The 18,095-nt window shown below is 70.3% G+C and carries 18 protein-coding genes; 9 read left to right on the top strand and 9 right to left on the bottom strand.

Annotation, left to right across the window (positions count from 1 at the left end):
* Positions 1 to 138: 138 nt before the first annotated feature.
* Genes FHG71_RS20795 through accD form a run of 3 tightly spaced genes read right to left on the bottom strand, consistent with a single transcriptional unit; the run spans position 139 to position 2,860 of the window.
* On the bottom strand, positions 139 to 663 hold the full coding sequence (locus FHG71_RS20795) for a hypothetical protein (RefSeq protein WP_139083614.1): 525 nt from the start codon (positions 661 to 663) through the stop codon (positions 139 to 141).
* On the bottom strand, positions 660 to 1,925 hold the full coding sequence (locus tag FHG71_RS20790; protein ID WP_176559550.1) for a bifunctional folylpolyglutamate synthase/dihydrofolate synthase: 1,266 nt from the start codon (positions 1,923 to 1,925) through the stop codon (positions 660 to 662). The genes FHG71_RS20795 and FHG71_RS20790 overlap by 4 nt, the downstream gene beginning before the upstream one ends.
* A complete protein-coding gene (gene accD / locus FHG71_RS20785) occupies positions 1,922 to 2,860 on the bottom strand; it encodes an acetyl-CoA carboxylase, carboxyltransferase subunit beta (RefSeq protein WP_139083613.1) in 939 nt (312 codons plus the stop codon). The genes FHG71_RS20790 and accD overlap by 4 nt, the downstream gene beginning before the upstream one ends.
* Positions 2,861 to 3,012: 152 nt before the next feature.
* Here accD and FHG71_RS20780 point away from each other — a divergent pair, with 152 nt between their 5' ends.
* The 5 genes from FHG71_RS20780 to FHG71_RS20760 all read left to right on the top strand — a co-directional run bounded on the left by FHG71_RS20780 (position 3,013) and on the right by FHG71_RS20760 (position 9,552).
* Positions 3,013 to 3,861, top strand: coding sequence for a cytochrome b/b6 domain-containing protein (locus FHG71_RS20780; protein ID WP_139083612.1), 849 nt, complete (start codon positions 3,013 to 3,015; stop codon positions 3,859 to 3,861).
* Positions 3,851 to 4,609 carry a molybdopterin-dependent oxidoreductase gene (locus FHG71_RS20775; protein WP_139083611.1) on the top strand — a complete coding sequence of 253 codons (759 nt, stop codon included), beginning with the start codon at positions 3,851 to 3,853 and terminating at the stop codon, positions 4,607 to 4,609. Before FHG71_RS20780 ends, FHG71_RS20775 begins: the two co-directional genes overlap by 11 nt.
* Positions 4,610 to 4,684: 75 nt before the next feature.
* Complete coding sequence (ilvD, locus tag FHG71_RS20770; RefSeq protein ID WP_139083610.1) at positions 4,685 to 6,421, top strand: dihydroxy-acid dehydratase; 1,737 nt, start codon at positions 4,685 to 4,687, stop codon at positions 6,419 to 6,421.
* A 91-nt stretch (positions 6,422 to 6,512) separates the two neighbouring features.
* A complete protein-coding gene (locus FHG71_RS20765) occupies positions 6,513 to 8,528 on the top strand; it encodes an NADPH-dependent 2,4-dienoyl-CoA reductase (protein ID WP_139083609.1) in 2,016 nt (671 codons plus the stop codon).
* A 118-nt stretch (positions 8,529 to 8,646) separates the two neighbouring features.
* Complete coding sequence (locus FHG71_RS20760; RefSeq protein WP_139083608.1) at positions 8,647 to 9,552, top strand: LysR family transcriptional regulator; 906 nt, start codon at positions 8,647 to 8,649, stop codon at positions 9,550 to 9,552.
* A gap of 15 nt (positions 9,553 to 9,567) precedes the next feature.
* On the opposite strand, the gene FHG71_RS20755 is transcribed toward FHG71_RS20760, so the two are convergent.
* Complete coding sequence (locus FHG71_RS20755; protein WP_139083607.1) at positions 9,568 to 10,467, bottom strand: OmpA family protein; 900 nt, start codon at positions 10,465 to 10,467, stop codon at positions 9,568 to 9,570.
* Entirely contained in the window at positions 10,464 to 11,183 is a 720-nt protein-coding gene (locus FHG71_RS20750) for a competence/damage-inducible protein A (RefSeq protein WP_139083606.1), read from the bottom strand. The genes FHG71_RS20755 and FHG71_RS20750 overlap by 4 nt, the downstream gene beginning before the upstream one ends.
* Before the next feature lie 125 nt (positions 11,184 to 11,308).
* Here FHG71_RS20750 and map point away from each other — a divergent pair, with 125 nt between their 5' ends.
* Positions 11,309 to 12,118 (top strand): type I methionyl aminopeptidase, encoded by an 810-nt coding sequence (gene map / locus FHG71_RS20745; protein ID WP_139083605.1) that lies wholly within the window; start codon positions 11,309 to 11,311, stop codon positions 12,116 to 12,118.
* Here map and FHG71_RS20740 read toward each other — a convergent pair.
* The 3 genes from FHG71_RS20740 to puuE are packed head-to-tail and all read right to left on the bottom strand — an operon-like array spanning position 12,100 to position 14,839.
* Positions 12,100 to 12,591 carry an ureidoglycolate lyase gene (locus FHG71_RS20740; RefSeq protein ID WP_139083604.1) on the bottom strand — a complete coding sequence of 164 codons (492 nt, stop codon included), beginning with the start codon at positions 12,589 to 12,591 and terminating at the stop codon, positions 12,100 to 12,102. The two genes, map and FHG71_RS20740, sit on opposite strands and share 19 nt — an antisense overlap.
* A 2-nt stretch (positions 12,592 to 12,593) precedes the next feature.
* A complete protein-coding gene (locus FHG71_RS20735; protein ID WP_139083603.1) occupies positions 12,594 to 13,442 on the bottom strand; it encodes a bifunctional allantoicase/(S)-ureidoglycine aminohydrolase in 849 nt (282 codons plus the stop codon).
* Positions 13,439 to 14,839, bottom strand: coding sequence for an allantoinase PuuE (gene puuE / locus FHG71_RS20730; protein WP_139083602.1), 1,401 nt, complete (start codon positions 14,837 to 14,839; stop codon positions 13,439 to 13,441). The genes FHG71_RS20735 and puuE overlap by 4 nt, the downstream gene beginning before the upstream one ends.
* Positions 14,840 to 14,932: 93 nt before the next feature.
* Between puuE and uraH the strand changes: the two genes are divergently transcribed.
* Complete coding sequence (gene uraH, locus FHG71_RS20725; protein ID WP_139083601.1) at positions 14,933 to 15,286, top strand: hydroxyisourate hydrolase; 354 nt, start codon at positions 14,933 to 14,935, stop codon at positions 15,284 to 15,286.
* Positions 15,286 to 16,509: a urate hydroxylase PuuD gene (locus tag FHG71_RS20720; RefSeq protein ID WP_139083600.1), complete on the top strand. Its 1,224-nt coding sequence runs from the start codon at positions 15,286 to 15,288 to the stop codon at positions 16,507 to 16,509. The genes uraH and FHG71_RS20720 overlap by 1 nt, the downstream gene beginning before the upstream one ends.
* Positions 16,510 to 16,519: 10 nt before the next feature.
* On the opposite strand, the gene FHG71_RS20715 is transcribed toward FHG71_RS20720, so the two are convergent.
* Positions 16,520 to 17,287, bottom strand: coding sequence for a hypothetical protein (locus FHG71_RS20715; RefSeq protein ID WP_139083599.1), 768 nt, complete (start codon positions 17,285 to 17,287; stop codon positions 16,520 to 16,522).
* Positions 17,288 to 17,456: 169 nt separating this feature from the next.
* Here FHG71_RS20715 and smpB point away from each other — a divergent pair, with 169 nt between their 5' ends.
* Positions 17,457 to 17,930 (top strand): SsrA-binding protein SmpB, encoded by a 474-nt coding sequence (gene smpB, locus FHG71_RS20710; RefSeq protein ID WP_139083598.1) that lies wholly within the window; start codon positions 17,457 to 17,459, stop codon positions 17,928 to 17,930.
* The last annotated feature ends 165 nt before the right edge of the window (positions 17,931 to 18,095 follow it).

Raw genomic sequence — 18,095 nt, 5'->3', positions numbered from 1 at the left:
CCGTCCCGCTGGGAGAGACCGCCCGCCGGTCTCGCAAAGACCCAGCCGCCGCGCGTCGTGGACGCGCCCCCCGCGCCGTGGACTGGCACGCCCGGCGCGGTCGCGGAGTCCGTCCCCCAAGCGAGGGGAAACGCTCCGCTATTCGCCCCGCCGCCGCTTGCTCAGCAGCGCGGGCCCCCCGCATTCGGGGTCGGTCGGCGCGGTGGTCTGGGCGATGAAGGGCTTCTGGGGCTCGACCCCCGATTCCTGGATCCAGAGCCCCGACAGGCAGAAGTCCTGCGCGTAGTTGCCGGCGTTGAAGCCGAACTCCCCTTCGTCGCAGTCCGCCGCCGTCCCGTCGGCGTTCCAGCCCTGGTCGAAGGGCCCCGGCACCTCGCCGTTGGTCGGGAACTGCATCTCGCGCGGGAAGTAGCGCAGGTACCAGGTGTCGTCGGGCTGGCGGGAGGAGATGTCCCAGGTCCCGATCAGCTCGCCGTCCTTGAACCCCGCGATGCGAAAGCGCGTGACGTCGGCCTCGGTGATGACCTCCGCGTTCGCCAGCGCGTCCGGGAACTCCATCGATCCCGTCATGGTGTAGCCGTTGGACCCCGCCCAGCAGAAGTGGACGAGCGCAGCCTGGGCGGGCTGGCCCCCGAGGGCCAGGAGAAGGGCAAGACGGATCATGCCCCCGATCTTAGCACATGCCCCGCAAGATAAAGGGACCCGCAGATCAGGATTCGTTGAGCGCCCATCCCCGTCGCCGCCGCGATGGCCTCGCGCACCCCGTCCGCCACGTCCGCCGTCAGCCCCGCCTCGCGCGCGTGCTCCGCCGTGACCTCGGCCGGCAGCGTGTTGGCCTCGTTCGGGATCGACACCGCCCAGAGCCGCTCGGCCACCCCCGCGAGGGGCTGCATGAAGCCCCCCACGTCCTTGGTGTTGAGCATCCCGCAGACGAGATGCGTCCGCGCCGGCGGCATCCCGGTCAGGGTCGCCGCGATGGCCTCGCCCGCCGCCGGGTTGTGCCCGCCGTCGAGCCACAGCTCGCCCGGCCCCACCATCTCGGCCAGAGGGCCCCGCAGCCGCTGCATCCGCGCCGGCCACTCGGCCCGCGTCACGCCCGCCTCGCAGGCCTCGTCCGACAGGCCCAGCTCCCGCATCGCGGCCAGGGCCGTCCCGGCGTTGATGATCTGGTGCGGCCCCGGCAGGTTCGGCAGCGGCAGGTCCAGCAGCCCCCGCTCATCGCGGTAGACCAGCCGCCCGTCCTCGACGCCCGCGTGCCACTGCTGCCCATAGGCCAGCACCGGCGCCCCCATCCGGGCCGCCCTGGCCTCGATGACCTCCAGCGCCTCCGGATGATGCCGCGACACGACGACCGGCACGCCGCGCTTGATGATCCCGGCCTTCTCGCCCGCGATCTTGCCCAACGTGTCGCCCAGGTACTGCTGGTGGTCCATGTCCACCGGCGTGATGACCGTGAGGCGCGGACGGTCCACGACGTTCGTGGCGTCCAGCCGCCCCCCCAGCCCCACCTCCAGCAGGGTCCAGTCGGCCGGCGTCTCGGCGAAGGCCTGGAAGGCCGCGCAGGTGGTGATCTCGAAGAAGGTGATGGGCTCCTCGCCGTTCGCCTCCATGCAGCGGTCGAGCACCGCCATCAGGTGCTCTTCCCCGATCAGTTCCCCGGCCAGCCGGATGCGCTCGTGGAACCGCGCGAGGTGCGGCGAGGTGTAGACGTGGCACAGGTCGCCCTGCGCCTCCAGCCCCGCCCGGATCATGGCGACGGTCGAGCCCTTGCCGTTCGTGCCCGCGACATGGACCACCGGGGGCACGCGCCGCTCCGGGTGGCCCAGCGCCGCCAGAAGCCGCTCCACGCGGGCCAGCGTCAGGTCGATGATCTTCGGATGGAGCCGGGTCATCCGCTCCAGCAGGACGTCGCTTCCGGCGGTCATTCGGCGGCGGCCGCCGGCGGTTCCACGGGGGCGGACTGCGCGGGCGAGGCGGTCGCGGGCGCCGGCAGGTCGGCCATCACCGCGGGTGGCTCGCGCAGGAGCATCCGCAGGATGCAGACGATCTCGTCCTTGAGCTTGCCGCGCGGCGTGACGCGGTCCAGCATCCCGTGGTCGAGCAGGTATTCCGCCCGCTGGAACCCTTCGGGCAGCGTCTCGCGGATGGTCTGCTCGATGACGCGGGGCCCGGCGAAGCAGATCAGCGCCCCCGGCTCGGCGATCTGCACGTCGCCCAGCATCGCATAGGAGGCCGTGACCCCGCCCGTGGTCGGATGCGTCAGCACCACGATGTAGGGGAGCCCCGCCTCCTTGAGCATCTGCACGGCGACGGTGGTGCGCGGCATCTGCATGAGGCTCAGGATGCCTTCCTGCATTCGCGCGCCCCCCGCGGCCGAGAACAGCACCAGCGGCCGCTTCAACTGCACCGCCCGCTCGGCGGCGGCGACGATGGCGTTGCCCACGTACATGCCCATGGAGCCGGCCATGTAGGAGAAGTCCTGCGCCGCCGCGACGATGGGGGTGCGGTTCACCTCGCCCTCGGCGACCAGCATGGCCTCCTTCTCGCCGGTGGTGCGGCGGGCCTCCTTGATGCGGTCCACGTACTTCTTCTGGTCGCGGAACTGGAGCGGGTCCTGGATCGGCTCGGGCACCTTCACCTCGACGAAGACGCCGCCGTCGAAGAAGGCCTTGAACCGCTCGCGCGGCTTGATCGGCATGTGGTGCCCGCAGTTCGGGCAGACGTTCAGGTTGTCGGCCAGCTCGCGGTGGAACAGCATCTGCCCGCACTCGTCGCACTTGGACCAGAGGTTCTCCGGCACCTCGCGGCGCGAGAAGATGGAGTTGATCCGCGGGCGGACGTAGTTCGAGATCCAGTTCATGCGCGCGCCCTCCGAGGCTCTGACGGGGGGAGATAAGCCGCAGCCCCACCGAATGCAATCGCGGGCCCGGGGGACCCCCGGCCGTCCTGAAACTTCTTCCCGGGATGGAACGTGGCTCGACTCGGGGCAGGCATCCCGGACAGGAGACAGCCATGGACATCGAAAGGACGGGACGCGGGCCGCTCGTCTACCGGCAGAACGTCTGGACACGCCTGACGCACTGGATCTGGGCGGTGGCGCTGTTCCTCCTGCTGCTCTCGGGCCTGCAGATCTTCAACGCCCACCCCGCCCTCTACATCGGAGAGCAGTCGGGCTTCGCCTTCGACAACGCGGTCCTGGTCATCGGCGCCGAGCCCCACGAGGCCGGGCCGCTCGAGCCCAGGGGCGAGCCGCCTCCGCCTGCCGTGGGCACCGTCACCCTCTTCGGCCAGCGGTTCGAGGCCACGGGTCTCCTCGGCTGGTCGGGCGGCGAGGCGCGCGCCTTTCCGTCCTGGGCCACGATCCCTTCGTACCAGGACCTCGCCACCGGCCGCGTCGTGCATCTCTTCTTCGCCTGGGTCCTCGTCGCCACCCTGCTCCTGTGGCTCCTGGCGAGCACGCTCAACGGCCACCTCCGGGAGGTGATCCCCGGCTGGCGCGACCTGCGCGCCCTGTCGGGCGACATCGCCGACCATGCCCGGCTAAGGCTGCATTACAGGCGCCGCTACAGCGTGCTCCAGAAGCTCTCCTATTTCGGGGTGCTGTTCCTGCTGCTGCCGGGGATGGTCCTCACGGGGCTCTGCATGTCACCGTCCTTCAACGCCGCCGCCCCCTGGCTGCTCGATGTCTTCGGCGGGCGGCAGACGGCGCGGACCCTGCATTTCGTCGAGATGGTGCTGCTCGTCCTCTTCGTCGTCGTCCATATCCTGATGGCGCTTCTGGCCGGGCCGCTGAACGAGCTGCGCTCCATCGTCACCGGCTGGTACCGCCTCAGCCCCGGAGAGGATCCCGATGCCCGCTGACCCCATCCGCCGCCGGCTGCTGCTCGCGGCGCCCGCGCTGCTCCTGTCGGGCTGCAAGGTCTTCGACCGCCTGCCGCGCGACGGCGGGCTGCGCGACGTGCTCGAAAGCGCTAATACCTTGACGGACCTGACGCTGGGCAACCTCGCGGACGGCCATCTCGCCCCCGAATACACCCGCGCCGACATCCGCCAGCCCATGCGCCCCAATGGCGTGACCTCTCCGCCGGATGAGGACTACCTCCGCCACCTCGCCTCGGGCTGGGCCGACTGGCGCCTGACCGTCGAGGGCGCGGTCGAGCGGCCGCTGGCCCTGTCGCTGCCCGAGCTGATGGCGCGGCCCTCCCGCACCCAGATCACCCGGCACGACTGCGTCGAAGGCTGGTCCTGCATCGCCGAATGGACCGGCGTGCCGCTTTCCCGCCTCCTCTCCGAGGCCGGGCTCCGCCCCGAGGCGCGCTTCGTCGTCTTCCGCTGCATGGACACCATCGAGCGTGGGCTGTCGGGCAACGTCCTCTATTGGGAAAGCCTCGCCCTGCGCGACGCGCTCCACCCGCAGACGATCCTCGCCTACGGCATAAACGGCGGGGCGCTTCCGGTCCCGAACGGGGCGCCCCTCCGGCTCCGGGTCGAGCGGCAGCTCGGCTACAAGATGCCCAAGTATCTCCGGGGCATCGAGGTGGTGGCCGACCTTCCCGGCCAAGGCGGCTACTGGGAGGAACGCGGCTACGACTGGTACGCGGGCATCTAGTCGCCGCTGCCAGCGGACATCTGGACGCCCCCGCGTCAGGGGCGTATCCCCTTCGCCCGAACCGAGGGGGACCCCATGACGATCGACCAACGCTTCGACAAGTCGCGGCTGCCCAGCCGCCATGTCACCGAAGGCCCGGCCCGCGCGCCGCACCGGAGCTACTTCTACGCCATGGGGATCACCGAGGAGGAGATCCACCAGCCCTGGGTCGGCGTCGCGACCTGCTGGAACGAGGCCGCCCCCTGCAACATCGCGCTGAACCGCCAGGCGCAGGTCGTCAAGCAGGGCGTCAAGAAAGGCCGCGGCACCCCCCGCGAGTTCACCACCATCACCGTCACCGACGGCGTCGCCATGGGGCACGAGGGGATGCGCTCCTCGCTCGCCTCGCGCGACGCCATTGCCGACACGGTGGAGCTCACCATGCGCGGCCACTGCTACGACGCGCTCGTGGGCCTCGCGGGCTGCGACAAGTCGCTGCCGGGCATGATGATGGCCATGGTCCGCCTCAACGTTCCGTCGGTCTTCATCTACGGCGGCTCGATCCTGCCAGGCCGCTACCAGGGCCGCGACGTGACTGTGCAAGATGTCTTCGAGGCCGTGGGCCAGCATCAGGCCGGGGTCTTCTCGGACGCCGAGCTGGCCGTTCTCGAACGCGTGGCCTGCCCGTCCTCCGGGGCCTGCGGCGCGCAGTACACCGCCAACACCATGGCTTGCGTCTCCGAGGCGATCGGGCTCGCGCTCCTCAACTCCTCCTCGGCCCCCGCCCCCTACGAGAGCCGCGACCAGTACTGCGAGTCGACCGGCGTCGCGGTCATGAACCTGATCGCCAGGAACATCCGCGCCCGCGACATCGTCACCCGCAAGGCGCTGGAGAACGCGGCCCGCGTGGTGGGCTGCACGGGCGGCTCGACCAACGCGGCGCTGCACCTGCCGGCCATCGCGCACGAGGCGGGCATCGACTTCGACCTCTTCGACGTCGCCGACATCATGAAGGACACGCCCTACTTCGTGGACCTGCGCCCGGGCGGCAAGTACGTCGCCAAGGACCTGCACGAGGTCGGCGGCGTCCCCGTCGTGATGAAGGAGCTGCAGAAGGCGGGCCTCCTGCACGAGGACTGCATCACCGCGTCGGGGCGCACCCTCGGCGAGGAGCTTGACGAGATCCGGGCCGAGGCCGACGGCCGCGTGATCTACCCCGTCGCCACGCCGCTCACCCGCACGGGCGGCGTCGTGGGCCTGCGCGGCAATCTCGCCCCGGACGGAGCCATCGTGAAGGTCGCCGGCATGACCGAGTCCGAGCAGGTCTTCACCGGCCCCGCCCGCGTCTTCGAATGCGAGGAGGACGCCTTCGCCGCCGTCAAGGCCCGCGAATACAAGGAAGGCGAGGTCATCGTCATCCGCAACGAGGGCCCCGCCGGCGGCCCCGGCATGCGCGAGATGCTGTCCACCACCGCCGCCCTCTCGGGCCAGGGCATGGGCAAGAAGGTCGCGCTCATCACCGACGGCCGCTTCTCGGGCGCGACGCGGGGCTTCTGCGTGGGCCATGTCGGTCCCGAGGCCGCCCATGGCGGACCGATCGCGCTGCTGCGGAACGGCGACATGATCACGCTGAACGCCGTAACGGGCGAGCTGTCCGTGGCACTGTCGGACGAGGAGCTCGCGCAGCGCCGCGCCGAATGGCAGGGCCCGCGCGAGACCCAGTACGCCTCGGGCGCGATCTGGAAGTTCGCCAAGCTCGTGGGCGGCGCGCGCTACGGTGCCGTGACCCATCCCGGAGCCAAGGGCGAGCGTCACGTCTACATGGACCAGTAAGGGTCCCGGCCCGGTCGCCAAGGGTGGCCGGGCGCCCCTCTGACGCGGCGTCCCGCGTGATCCGGGGGGCGCCTCCGGGCATAACCGGGCCATGAACACCTACCCGCACCTCCTGTCTCCCCTCCGCCTCGGCGCGGTCGATCTGCCCAACCGGGTCCTCATGGGCTCCATGCACACGGGTCTGGAGGAAGCGGGCGACTGGGACCGGGTCGCCGCCTTCTACGCGGCCCGCGCCTCGGCGGGGCTGATCGTGACCGGCGGCATGGCTCCGAACCGCGAGGGGGGCGTGTTCCCCGGGGCGGCGGGGCTCTTCACGGACCGCGACATCGCCAACCATCGTCGCATCACCGACGCCGTGCACGCCGCCGGTGGCCGGATCGCCCTCCAGATCCTGCACGCGGGCCGCTACGCCTACGGACCCGACTGCGTGGCGCCCTCGGCGCTCAAGTCCCCGATCAGCCCTTTCCCGCCGCGGGAGCTGGACGCGGCGGGGATCGAGGCGCAGGCCGCCGCCATCGCCGCCACCGCCCGCCGTGCCGTCGAGGCGGGCTACGACGGCGTCGAGGTCATGGGCTCCGAGGGCTATCTCCTCAACCAGTTCCTGAGCGTCCGCACCAACCGGCGGACGGACGGCTGGGGCGGGATGATCGAGAACCGGATGCGCTTCCCCCTTGACGTGGTTCAGCGGGTCCGGGCCGCGCTCGGTCCTGAACGGGCGCTGATCTACCGCATCTCGCTCATCGACCTCGTGGAAGGCGGTCAGGCCTGGGACGAGGTCGTGGCCCTCGCGCAAGCCGTGCAGGCGGCCGGGGCGGACGCGCTCAACTCGGGCATCGGCTGGCACGAGGCCCGGGTGCCCACCATTGCCACGCCGGTCCCGCGTGGCGCCTGGACCTGGCTCACGGCGCGGCTGCGGCAGGAGGTATCGATCCCGGTGATCGCCTCGAACCGCATCAACACGCCCGAGGTCGCCGAAGACATCCTGGCGCGCGGCGACGCGGACCTCGTGAGTCTCGCCCGGCCTTTCCTGGCGGACCCCGACTTCGTCACCAAGGCGGCCGCCGGGCGCTCGCGCGAGATCGCCCCCTGCATCGCCTGCAACCAGGCCTGCCTCGACCACACCTTCGCGGGCAAGATCGCGACCTGTCTGGTGAACCCGCGCGCGGCGCACGAGACCGAGCTGATCGCCCGTCCCGCACTCGCCCCCCGGCGCATCGCCGTGGTGGGCGCGGGCCCGGCGGGGCTGTCGGTGGCGCTCACCGCGGCCGAGCGCGGCCACTCCGTCGTCCTCTTCGAGCGGGAGGCCCGGATCGGCGGGCAACTGAACCTCGCCCGCGCCGTGCCGGGCAAGGAGGAGTTCGGCCCTCTTGTCGGCTGGTTCGAAACCATGGTCACCCGGCGCGGCATCGACCTGCGGCTTGGACAGGAAGCCGGCGCCGCCGACCTCGCTCCGTTCGACGAGGTGATCGTCGCCACGGGCGTGCGTCCGCGCGATCCCGGCATCCCTGGCCAGGACCTGCCTCACGTGGCCTCCTATGCCGACATCCTCACGGGCCGCGTCGTCGCGGGAGCGCGCGTGGCGGTGATCGGGGCAGGCGGCATCGGCTTCGACGTTACCGAGTTCCTGGTGACGGGCGAAAGCCCGACCCTCGACCTGCCAGCCTGGCTGGCGGAATGGGGCGTGGGCGACCCGGCCCGGACGCCGGGGGGCCTCGATCCCTTGGGGGCCCGCCCGCATCCGGCCCTGCGCGAGGTCACGCTTCTCCAGCGCCGGCCCGAGCGGCCCGGGCGGCGTCTCGGTCGCACCACCGGCTGGATCCACCGCGCCTCGTTGCAGATGAAGGGCGTGCGGATGCTGGGCGGCGCCACCTACGAGCGGATCGTGCCCGAGGGCCTCTGGGTTCGGCTCGGCTCCGCCAATGAGTCTACGCTGATCCCCGCGGACACGGTGGTGCTCTGCGCCGGGCAGGAACCCGAGCGGGGGCTGGCCAAGGCGCTCCAGGCCCGGGGCCGCTCCGTTCATGTCATCGGCGGCGCTGACATCGCGGCCGAGCTCGATGCCAAGCGGGCCATTGACCAAGGCACGCGGCTCGCTCTCGCCCTCTGATACGTTTCCTCGTCTTCGGCCAATTCCATGCAAAACCCCGGATTTGACCGGGGTCAGTCCCAATTGTGCCGGATTTGGGAACAAGACAGGCGTCATTGCCTGCACTTGAGGAACGAGCATGGATCGCCTGACCGAGATGGAGGCCTTCGCCACGGTGGTGGACCAAGGGGGCTTCACGGACGCCGCCAAGAAGATGGGCATCTCCAAGTCGGCCGTCTCCAAGCATGTCTCGGCGCTCGAGGCGCGGCTTGGCGCGCGGCTTCTCAATCGCACCACGCGCCGCGTGTCGCCCACCGAGATCGGGCTGGCCTACTACGACCGGGCGCGACGGGTCCTGAACGATGCGGGCGAGGCGGACGCGCTGGTCACCTCCATGCAGACAGCGCCCTCAGGTCTCCTGCGCATCTCGGTCGCCACCGACTTCGGCGTGAACCACCTGAGCCCCGTGCTGGGTGAGTTCCTGCAGCAGCATCCGGGCATCACCGTGAACATGGTGCTGAACAACCGTTACGTGGAGCTCATCTCCGAAGGCTTCGACATGGCGATCCGCATCGGGGAGCTTGAGGACTCGACGCTGCGGGCCCGCAAGCTCGCGGACACCACGCGGCGGATGATTGCCTCGCCGTCCTACTTCCAGCAGTACGGCCGCCCCGAGAAGATCGACGACCTCAACGAGCACAAGCTCCTGCACTATTCGAACCAGGCCAACGCCGCCGTTTGGAAGATCACGGCGCCCTCGGGCGAGAAGCGGCAGATCCGCACCACGGGCTGGCTCACCGTCAACGACGGGCAGTCGCTGCTCAACGCCTGCATCTCGGGACTGGGAATCGCCTATCTGCCGTCCTTCCTCTACTCGGAGGCCATGCAGAAGGGCCTTGTCGAGGAAGCGATCCCCGGCCTGCCGGTGGAGGTCCAGGGGATCTACGCCGTGTATCCGCCGGGCCGCTTCACACAGCCCAAGGTGCGCGCCTTCATCGACTTCCTGGTGGACGCCTTCTCGGACAAGGGCCCCGAGACCTGGTGAGCGGCGCGGGCCGCCTCAGGGCGGAAGGATCACAGCCTCGACGCGGCGGTTGGTCTCCCGGCCTTCCGGCGTGAGATTGGTGGCCGTGGGGGCGAGCCAGCCCATGCCCTCGGCCAGCAGTTGAGTCTGGCGGACGCCGTGCGCCGACACGAGACGCTCGGCCACGGCCTCGGCGCGTTGTCTGGAGAGCGCGACATTGGCCGCCAGCGGCCCCTGCGCGTCGGTGTGCCCGACCAACGCCACGCGACGACCGGCATTGGCCCCGAGATAGGCGGCGAGGGCGGCCAGCATCGCCTCCCCGCCCGGGGCCAGGTCGGCCGAACCCGTGCGGAAGGCGAGCCCCTCCAGCACCACCCGGCCCTCGCCTTCGATACGGGCCGTGAAGGTGTCGGGTCCCGCGGCTGGAACGGTTGCCGGCTGTGCCTCCGGACGGGCCGGAGCCACGCGGACAAGCTGGATATACCCTCGCTCGCCGCTCCGGCTCACGAGAAGGCTGATCGCCTCTTTCCCGGCCACGGCCGAGAGGTACCGGAAGTCCACGAGGTCGACGAACATCGCGGGCGGGGGCAGGATCTCGAGCGCGGCGCGGAAATCGAAGCCGCCGCAGGCCTCGCCCGCGCAGTCGAGCAGTGGCCGGAACCCTTGCGCCGCGATCTGGTCCCGCAGCGGCGCCAGAAGCTGGAGCGTCGTGCGATCGGGCGAGGGCACCTGCCAGACCCGCTGCGTCACCTCGCCCTCGACGACCATGGAGGCGAGCGTTCCCTGCGCCCAGGCCGAGGTGGCGAGGGCATGGCTTCCCAGCGGCTCGGCCTCATCCAGCGCGAGGGTGGCCGAGGGAGGCAGGTCCAGGGTCAGAGCCGCGACGGGCGCGGCCATGACCGCCAGGGCCGCCGCGAGCCGCCCGGCGAAGCTCATTCGGGAAAGAGCGCCGCCAGCCGCGTCATCGCCTCGTGCAGCCGTCCGCCGTCGGGTCCCCGGATCACGATGTTGGCCCCGAAGGCGCCGTTCTGCTGGAACGGGTAGGAGCCCATCAGCAGGTCCGGGAAGTCGGCCTGAAGGATGGCGAGCGGGCCCGCGATCTCGCCCTCGCCCTTCAGGATTCGATAGCTCTGCGACAGGAGCGGCGTGCCGCCGGTCAGGCGGGGCAAGAGGCCTGCGGCCATGGCCTCGAAGATGCGGGGCACGCCGGCCATCACGTGGACGTTGCGGATGGAGAAGCCGGGGGCGGCGCTGACCGGATTGTCGATGAGCGTGGCGCCTTCAGGCACGCGGGCCATGCGCAGCCGGGCCTCGTTGATCTCCACGCCCATGCGGTCGTAATGGGCCTGCAGGATCGAACGGGCGTCCTCGCGCACGCCGAGCGGCACCCCCATTGCCTCGGCCACCGCGTCTGCGGTGATGTCGTCGTGGGTGGGGCCGATACCGCCGCTCGTGAAGACGTGATCGTGAGCCTCGGACAGCGCCCGCACGGCCGCGACGATGATGGGGTGCCGGTCAGGCACGACGCGCGCCTCCTGCAGGTCGATGCCGACCCGTGCCAGTTCCTGCGCCAGGAAATGCATGTTGGAGTCGCGGGTGCGGCCCGAGAGGATCTCGTCCCCGATGACGAGGATCGCGGCCGTGGGGTTCATGAAAAGGCCTCGCGCTTGTGCTGGGGCTGAGGTATAGGTCCTCGCCCCCGGGCCTTCCAGCCTCGCCGCTGGAACTCGCCGCGGGCTTGGCCTATTCCCCCCGCAGTCAGGAAAGGACGCGAGCAGTGGACGAACGCAGGGGCCGCCTCACCCGCGACGGGATCCGCATCCACGAGCCGGTCGATTTTGCCGGCATGCGCGTGGCGGGTCGGGTCGCGGCGGAGATCCTCGACGACATCGGCTCCCATGTCGTGCCCGGCCAGACCACCGGCGAGATCGACCGGATCATCACCGCCATGGTCGAGGCGCGCGGCGCCCTGTCGGCTACCATCGGCTACAAGGGCTACCAGCACGCGTCCTGCATCAGCGTGAACCACGTGGTCTGCCATGGCATCCCGGGCGACAAGGTGCTGAAGGACGGCGACATCCTGAACATCGACGTGACCGTGATCGTCGACGGCTGGTACGGCGACACGAGCCGGATGTTCGTGGCGGGCACCCCCTCGCGCAAGGCCGAGCGGCTGATCCAGGTCACGCATGACGCGCTGATGCGGGGGATCGAGGCCGCGAAGCCCGGCTCGACCTTCGGCGACATCGGCGCGGCGATCCAGGCGCATGTGGAGGGAAACCGCATGTCCGTGGTCCGTGACTTCTGCGGCCATGGGCTGGGCCGGGTGTTCCACGCACCGCCGAACGTTCTCCACTACGGCAAGCCGGGGACCGGGCCGCGCCTGGAGGAGGGGATGTTCTTCACCATCGAGCCGATGGTGAACCTCGGCCGGCCCGAGACCAAGGTCCTGGCGGACGACTGGACGGCTGTGACGCGCGACAAGTCGCTGTCGGCGCAGTTCGAGCATTCGGTGGGCATCACCTCCACAGGGGTCGAGATCTTCACGCCCTCGCCCAGCGGGCTGTTCTATCCCAAGCTGCCATAGATCGTCGGTGGCTCGGGAAACCGGAACTCCTCAAGATTCGCGCCCTCGCCGATCCGGTCCACCACGGCGAAGAGGCCGGGCGCGTGGAGGGGCGTGAGCACCCCGTGCCAAGTGTTGCGCAGAAGGTTGATGCCCTGGCTGGGCGCGGTCAGGAAGGCCCGGACGCGGCCCGGGGTCGAGTCCCGTCCCTCAGCCACGATTACGAGGAAGGGGTGCTGCGTCATGGGCAGGAAGGCCTGGGAGCCCAGCGGGTGCCGCTCCACCATGTCCAGCCGGTAGGGGAGGGCGCGCGGCTCGGCGTCGAAGACGCTGATTCCGGCACGGCCCTTTCCGAAGTCGAGGCGGGCGCGGTCGTGGAAGCGGCCGCAGAGCCCCTGGTTGATGAGGCGGTCCGGCGGGCCGGACGCCTCCAGCACGTCGCCGAAGGGGGCGAAGGCGTCCAGGGTGAGCGGTTCGATGACGATATCGGTCATGGTCAGAGCGTCAGTGCCGGGTGGCGGTTCACGTCCTTGTAGAGCAGGTAGCGGAACGGGCCGTCCCCGGTCGCCTCGCAGGCCTGCGGGCAGAAGGCGCGCAGCCACATGAAGTCGCCGGGGCCGACCTCCACCCAGTCGGTGTTGAGCAGGTAGCGCGCGGTCCCTTCCAGCACGTAGAGGCCGTGCTCCATGACATGGGTCTCGGCGAAGGGGATGCGGCCGCTGGGTCGGAAGGTCACGATGTTGACATGCATGTCGTGGCGGAGGTCTTCCGGCTCCACGAAGCGGGTCGTGCCCCAGAGGTCGGTGTTCGGCATCCAGCGCACCGGCGTGGCCTGGTCCGAGGTCACGAAGGGCTCGGGGAGCCGGACCCCCCGGGCGGGGACGTAGCGGCGACGGACCCAGTGCAGGCGCAGGCGCGAGGTGGCGCGCAGGCTCCAGGCCGAGGACGGGGGCAGGTAGGCGTAGCTTCCGGCGGCGAGTTCGTGGGTGTCCTCGCCGATGTGGAGGAGGCCCGTGCCCTCGGCGACCAGAATCACGCCCTCGGCGCTGGCGTCGGGCTCGGGCGCGTCGCTTCCTCCGCCGGGCTCCACCTCGACCGCATACTGCGCGAAGGTCTCGGCGAAGCCCGAGAGCGGGCGCGCGAGGATCCAGGCGCGGGTGCCGTGCCAGCCGGGAAAGAAGCTGGTGACGATGTCGCGCTGCACGGCGGCCGGGATGAAGGCGTAGGCGGTCGTGAAGACGGCCCGGTTGGCGGCGGGGTCACCCGACTGGTCAGGCAAGCCCCCGGGCGGGAAGGCGTAGCTGCGGACCTGAGCGTCCTGGGTCAGGGGGGCAGGATGGGTCATGGCAGGATCGCTTTCAGGCGCAGTTCGGCGATGCGTTCGACCTGGGCCAGGGCCTCGGCGAACTCGGTGGCGCGGTCGTTATGGAGGCGGCGTTCAAAGGCGGCCAGGATGCCCGTCTTGTCGTGGTCGCGCACGGCGATGATGAAGGGAAAGCCGAAGCGGTCGGTGTAGGCCGCGTTCAGGGTCGTGAACCGCTCGCGCTCCTCGTCGGTCAGGGCATCGAGGCCGGCGCTGGCCTGCTCGGCGGTCGAGTCCGCGGTGAGACGCCTGGCCGCGGCCAGCTTGCCCGCGAGGTCGGGATGGGCTTGCAGGACGTCGAGCTTTTCCTCTTCGGAGGCGGTGCGCAGCACGCGGGCGAGGGCGTTGGCGAGGCCCGTGGCGCTGTCGTGGGCGGGGCCCAGCTCCAGCATCCAGGCGCGCTCGGCCACCCAGGGGGAGTGCTCGACGATGCTGCCGAAGCGCTGGACGAAGGCCTTGCGGTGCATCTCGGACGGGCGCTCGCCCCGGGAGGGCGGGTGGCGGGCGGCCCAGTGGGCGGCGATCTGGCCGCGGGTGGCGAACCAGGCGCCGCCCTTCTGCGCCGCGTGGTTGAGGAACTGCTGCAGGCCCTTGGCCTTGCCGGGGCGTCCGACGAGGCGGCAATGGAGCCCGACCGACATCATCCGCCCGCCCTCGGCGTAAAGCGTGTCGAACGTGTCGCAAAGGTAGTCGCCGAAGTCGCGGCCCGTCACCCAGCCGGGCGCGACCGCGAATCGCATGTCGTTGCATTCCAGCGTGTAGGGAATCACGAGCTGGTCGCGCGAGCCCACCTCGGCCCAATGCGGCAGGTCGTCGTCGTAGGTGTCGCTGATCCAGTCGAATTGTCCGGTCTCGGCAGTGAGGCGGACGGTGCTGGCGGAGCAGCGGCCGGTGTACCAGCCGCGCGGGGGCACTCCGACCACTTCGGTGTGGAGGCGGATCGCCTCGGCGATCTGGGCGCGCTCGGTGGCCTCGTCCATGTCCTTGTGCTCGACCCACTTGAGGCCATGCGAGGCGATTTCCCAGTCCGCCTGCTTCATGGCGGCGACCTGTTCGGGGTTCCGAGCGAGCGCGGTCGCCACGCCGTAGATCGTCACGGGACGGTCCCGGAGCATCCGGTGGAGCCGCCAGAAGCCGGCGCGGGCGCCGTAGTCGTAGATCGACTCCATGTTCCAGTGGCGCATCCCGGGCCAGGGCTGGGCGCCGGCGATGTCCGACAGGAAGGCCTCGGAGGCGGCGTCGCCGTGGAGGATCGAGTTCTCGCCTCCTTCCTCGTAATTGAGCACGAGGCTCACGGCCACGCGGGCGCCGCCGGGCCAGTCCGCCTCGGGCGGGGTCGCTGCATAACCGCGCAGGTCGCGGGGATAACGGTCGGGCATCGGGAACTCCTGTTCACCACTTGGTAGGCCGGGCCCGGTCGGGGTTGCAAGCCGGGCGGGCGGGGCCGAAAAGAAGCGAAACGAGGGGACCGCATGGCCGAGGGATTTCTGACGACGCATGTGCTCGACACCGCGCGGGGACTGCCCGCGGCGGGGCTGAGGATCACGCTGGACCGGATCGGGGGAACCGCGCGCGAGCGGCTCGCCGAGGTGGTCACGAACCATGACGGGCGGACGGACGGGCCGATCCTGCCGCGCGAGCGGTTCGCGGCCGGGATCTACGAGCTGACCTTCCACGCGGGCGACTACCTTCGCGGGATCGGCGCGGCCCTGACGGAGCCCGCCTTCCTCGACGAGATCCCGATCCGCTTCGGCATGGAAGCGGGGCACTACCACGTGCCGCTGCTCCTGTCGCCCTTCGGCTATTCGACCTATCGGGGCTCGTGATGTACGATCTTGCCGTGCTGGAGCACTGGGTCGAGTTCGCGGTCCGCTGGCTCCATGTCATCACCGCCGTGGCCTGGATCGGGTCGAGCTTCTACTTCATCGCGCTCGACCTGGGGCTGCACCGGGACCGCAACCTGTCCACGGGCGCGGACGGGGAGGAGTGGCAGGTCCATGGCGGCGGCTTCTACAACATCCAGAAGTATCTGGTCGCGCCCAAGTCGCTGCCCAACGACCTCGTGTGGTTCAAGTGGGAGAGCTACTCGACGTGGCTGTCGGGCTTCACGCTGCTGGTGCTGGTCTACTGGCTCGGGGGCGAGCTCTACCTGATCGACCCGCAGGTGCTCGACATCCCGGTCTGGCAGGGGGCGCTGATCTCGGGGGCCTCGCTGGGGCTAGGCTGGGTGGTCTACGACCAGCTCTGCAGGAGCCGGTTCGGGCAGGAGCCCGTGCCGCTCATGGTGGCGCTGTTCGGCGTCATCGTGCTGATGAGCCTGTTCTACACCAGCGTCTTCTCGGGGCGGGCGGCGCTGCTGCACCTGGGGGCCTTCACGGCCACGATCATGTCGGGGAACGTGTTCTTCACCATCATGCCGAACCAGCGGGTCGTCGTCGCGGACCTGAAGGCCGGGCGGGTGCCGGACCCGAAGTACGGCAAGATCGCCAAGCAGCGCAGCACCCACAACAACTACCTGACGCTGCCCGTCATCTTCCTGATGCTGTCGAACCACTATCCCCTGGCCTTCGCCGGGCAGAACACCTGGGCCATCGCGTCCCTGGTGTTCCTGATGGGGGTGACGATCCGGCACTGGTTCAACACCGTCCACGCCCGCAAGGGGCACCCGCACTGGACCTGGGCCGCGACGGCGGTGATCTTCCTCCTGATCGTCTGGCTCGCGAGCCCGCGCGCCTATGCCTATGACGACACCACCGCCGCGGCGGCGACGCCAGTCGAGCGGCACTATGCGCAGGCGGCGGGCTTCGCCGAGGTGCAGGACATCGTGCTGGGCCGCTGTTCGATGTGCCACGCGGCCGAGCCCTTCTGGGACGGCATCCTCTGGCCGCCGAAGGGCGTGATGCTGGAAACCGAGGCGCAGATCGCGCGTCAGGCGCGGGCCATCTACCTGCAGGCGGGGGCGAGCCACGCGATGCCGCCGGGCAACCTGTCGGGGATCAGCGACGAGGAACGGGCGGCGATCCGGGCCTGGTTCGAAGGGGCGGGCTGAGGCCGCCCGGTCATTCCGCCGGGGTCGGGCGCGCGGCCGCGTGATCCGGCATCGGCGCCCCGGCGGCCGAGGGCGACGTGCGCAGGCGGAGCTCGATCCGCGGGTGATGGGCCGCGAGATGGTCGATCACCGTGGTCAGGAACAGGGTCAGGCCCAGGAACTCGAACGCTTCCTCCACGGTGACATAGATGAGGGCATGGCCGGACGTTCCGTTGGAGGCCGCGTAGGGCCGGCTGCCGACGAACTCCATGACGAGGGCCCCGAAGACATACACAGCGCCGGCCAGGACGAAGCGGGCCGACGTCCGGCGGTCGATCCGGTGCAGCATCGGGATCGCGACGAAGGCCACGGCCGCGACGCCGGCCAGACCGAAGAACAGCCAGGCGAAGCCGGGATGGGCGAGCGTCTGGAACGGCAGGCCGAAGTCGTCCGCCAGATGGGCCGACTGCTCGTGGAGCGAGGCGCTCTCGTCCAGCGACATGTAGATCATGACCGCCGCCAGGCCGAACCAGAAGGTCCGGGCCCCGCCGGCGCGTCCCTCGGCAAGCCCCACCACGATCAGGGCCAGACCCGAGGAATAGAGCAGGATCGAGCTGTACCAGGCGGGCAGCACCGCTTCGGCATCGAGGTTGAGGGCCCGCAGGGGGCCCTTGGGGTCCCATCCCTGCGCGGCCACGAGGTAGACGTGCAGGACGCCCAGACCGAAGACCAGGGCCGTCGCGAGCCAGACGAACCGGCTCAGGCGATCCAGCCGAAGCTCGATCAAGGATCCATTCATGCGCAGCTCCGTTCCCGACAATGAGCTAATGTGATGTTATGATGACAAGAATGGCTCGCTTCGCCTGGCAATCGAGGCGATCCGACGGCGTTAGGCTGAAAACCGCCTAGGCAAGGAGGGCGCGGGTTTTCTGGACAACGGAGGGCGGGACGCCTATCTCGGGCGGATCATGGTGCAGGACAAGAACCCCAACCGCAAGCTGATCTCCGAGAACCGCCGGGCGCGGTTCGACTACCATATCGAGGACGACCTGGAGGCCGGGATCGTCCTGATGGGGAGCGAGGTGAAGTCGCTGCGCACGGGGCAGTCGAACATCGCCGAAAGCTATGCCAGCGTCGAGAACGGCGAGCTGTGGCTGACCAACGCCTACATCGCGCCCTACAACCCCGCCAAGACCTGGGGCCACGAGGAGCGGCGGCGGCGCAAGCTGCTGGTCAAGAACAAGGAGCTGGCGCGGCTCTGGTCGGCCACGCAGCGCGAGGGCATGACCATCGTGCCGCTGTCGATGTATTTCGACGACAAGGGCCGGGTGAAGCTCAAGATCGGCATCGCCAAAGGCAAGAAGCTCCACGACAAGCGCGCGACCGAGGCCGAGCGCGACTGGAACCGCCAGAAGGGGCGGCTGCTCAAGCAGGGCTACTGAGGCTCCCCGAAGGGAGGGCCGATGCGTCACCGCCGCGCGGGTCGCGCGGGGTCGGTCCATCGGCCGCGCAGCCCGGACGCCACGCCGGGGCTGCGGGGGCGCGTCCACGACGCGCGGCGGCTGGGTCTTTGCGAGACCGGCGGGCGGTCTCTCCCAGCGGGACGG

It is taken from the genome of Rubellimicrobium roseum, from assembly GCF_006152145.1.
GTDB lineage: Bacteria > Pseudomonadota > Alphaproteobacteria > Rhodobacterales > Rhodobacteraceae > Rubellimicrobium > Rubellimicrobium roseum.
This window is presented reverse-complemented; position numbering and strand designations above follow the sequence as displayed.

What these genes read in the sequence shown, in the direction of transcription:
- FHG71_RS20765 (WP_139083609.1), top strand. Translation starts at nt 6,513, where the DNA reads ATGAACACCTACCCGCACCTCCTGTCTCCCCTCCGCCTCGGCGCGGTC.
- FHG71_RS20735 (WP_139083603.1), bottom strand. Translation starts at nt 13,442, where the DNA reads ATGACCCATCCTGCCCCCCTGACCCAGGACGCTCAGGTCCGCAGCTAC.
- accD (WP_139083613.1), bottom strand. Translation starts at nt 2,860, where the DNA reads ATGAACTGGATCTCGAACTACGTCCGCCCGCGGATCAACTCCATCTTC.
- FHG71_RS20780 (WP_139083612.1), top strand. Translation starts at nt 3,013, where the DNA reads ATGGACATCGAAAGGACGGGACGCGGGCCGCTCGTCTACCGGCAGAAC.
- FHG71_RS20790 (WP_176559550.1), bottom strand. Translation starts at nt 1,925, where the DNA reads ATGACCGCCGGAAGCGACGTCCTGCTGGAGCGGATGACCCGGCTCCAT.
- FHG71_RS20715 (WP_139083599.1), bottom strand. Translation starts at nt 17,287, where the DNA reads ATGAATGGATCCTTGATCGAGCTTCGGCTGGATCGCCTGAGCCGGTTC.
- FHG71_RS20755 (WP_139083607.1), bottom strand. Translation starts at nt 10,467, where the DNA reads ATGAGCTTCGCCGGGCGGCTCGCGGCGGCCCTGGCGGTCATGGCCGCG.
- FHG71_RS20750 (WP_139083606.1), bottom strand. Translation starts at nt 11,183, where the DNA reads ATGAACCCCACGGCCGCGATCCTCGTCATCGGGGACGAGATCCTCTCG.
- smpB (WP_139083598.1), top strand. Translation starts at nt 17,457, where the DNA reads ATGGTGCAGGACAAGAACCCCAACCGCAAGCTGATCTCCGAGAACCGC.
- puuE (WP_139083602.1), bottom strand. Translation starts at nt 14,839, where the DNA reads ATGCCCGACCGTTATCCCCGCGACCTGCGCGGTTATGCAGCGACCCCG.
- FHG71_RS20775 (WP_139083611.1), top strand. Translation starts at nt 3,851, where the DNA reads ATGCCCGCTGACCCCATCCGCCGCCGGCTGCTGCTCGCGGCGCCCGCG.
- FHG71_RS20795 (WP_139083614.1), bottom strand. Translation starts at nt 663, where the DNA reads ATGATCCGTCTTGCCCTTCTCCTGGCCCTCGGGGGCCAGCCCGCCCAG.
- FHG71_RS20760 (WP_139083608.1), top strand. Translation starts at nt 8,647, where the DNA reads ATGGATCGCCTGACCGAGATGGAGGCCTTCGCCACGGTGGTGGACCAA.
- FHG71_RS20720 (WP_139083600.1), top strand. Translation starts at nt 15,286, where the DNA reads ATGTACGATCTTGCCGTGCTGGAGCACTGGGTCGAGTTCGCGGTCCGC.
- FHG71_RS20740 (WP_139083604.1), bottom strand. Translation starts at nt 12,591, where the DNA reads ATGACCGATATCGTCATCGAACCGCTCACCCTGGACGCCTTCGCCCCC.
- uraH (WP_139083601.1), top strand. Translation starts at nt 14,933, where the DNA reads ATGGCCGAGGGATTTCTGACGACGCATGTGCTCGACACCGCGCGGGGA.
- ilvD (WP_139083610.1), top strand. Translation starts at nt 4,685, where the DNA reads ATGACGATCGACCAACGCTTCGACAAGTCGCGGCTGCCCAGCCGCCAT.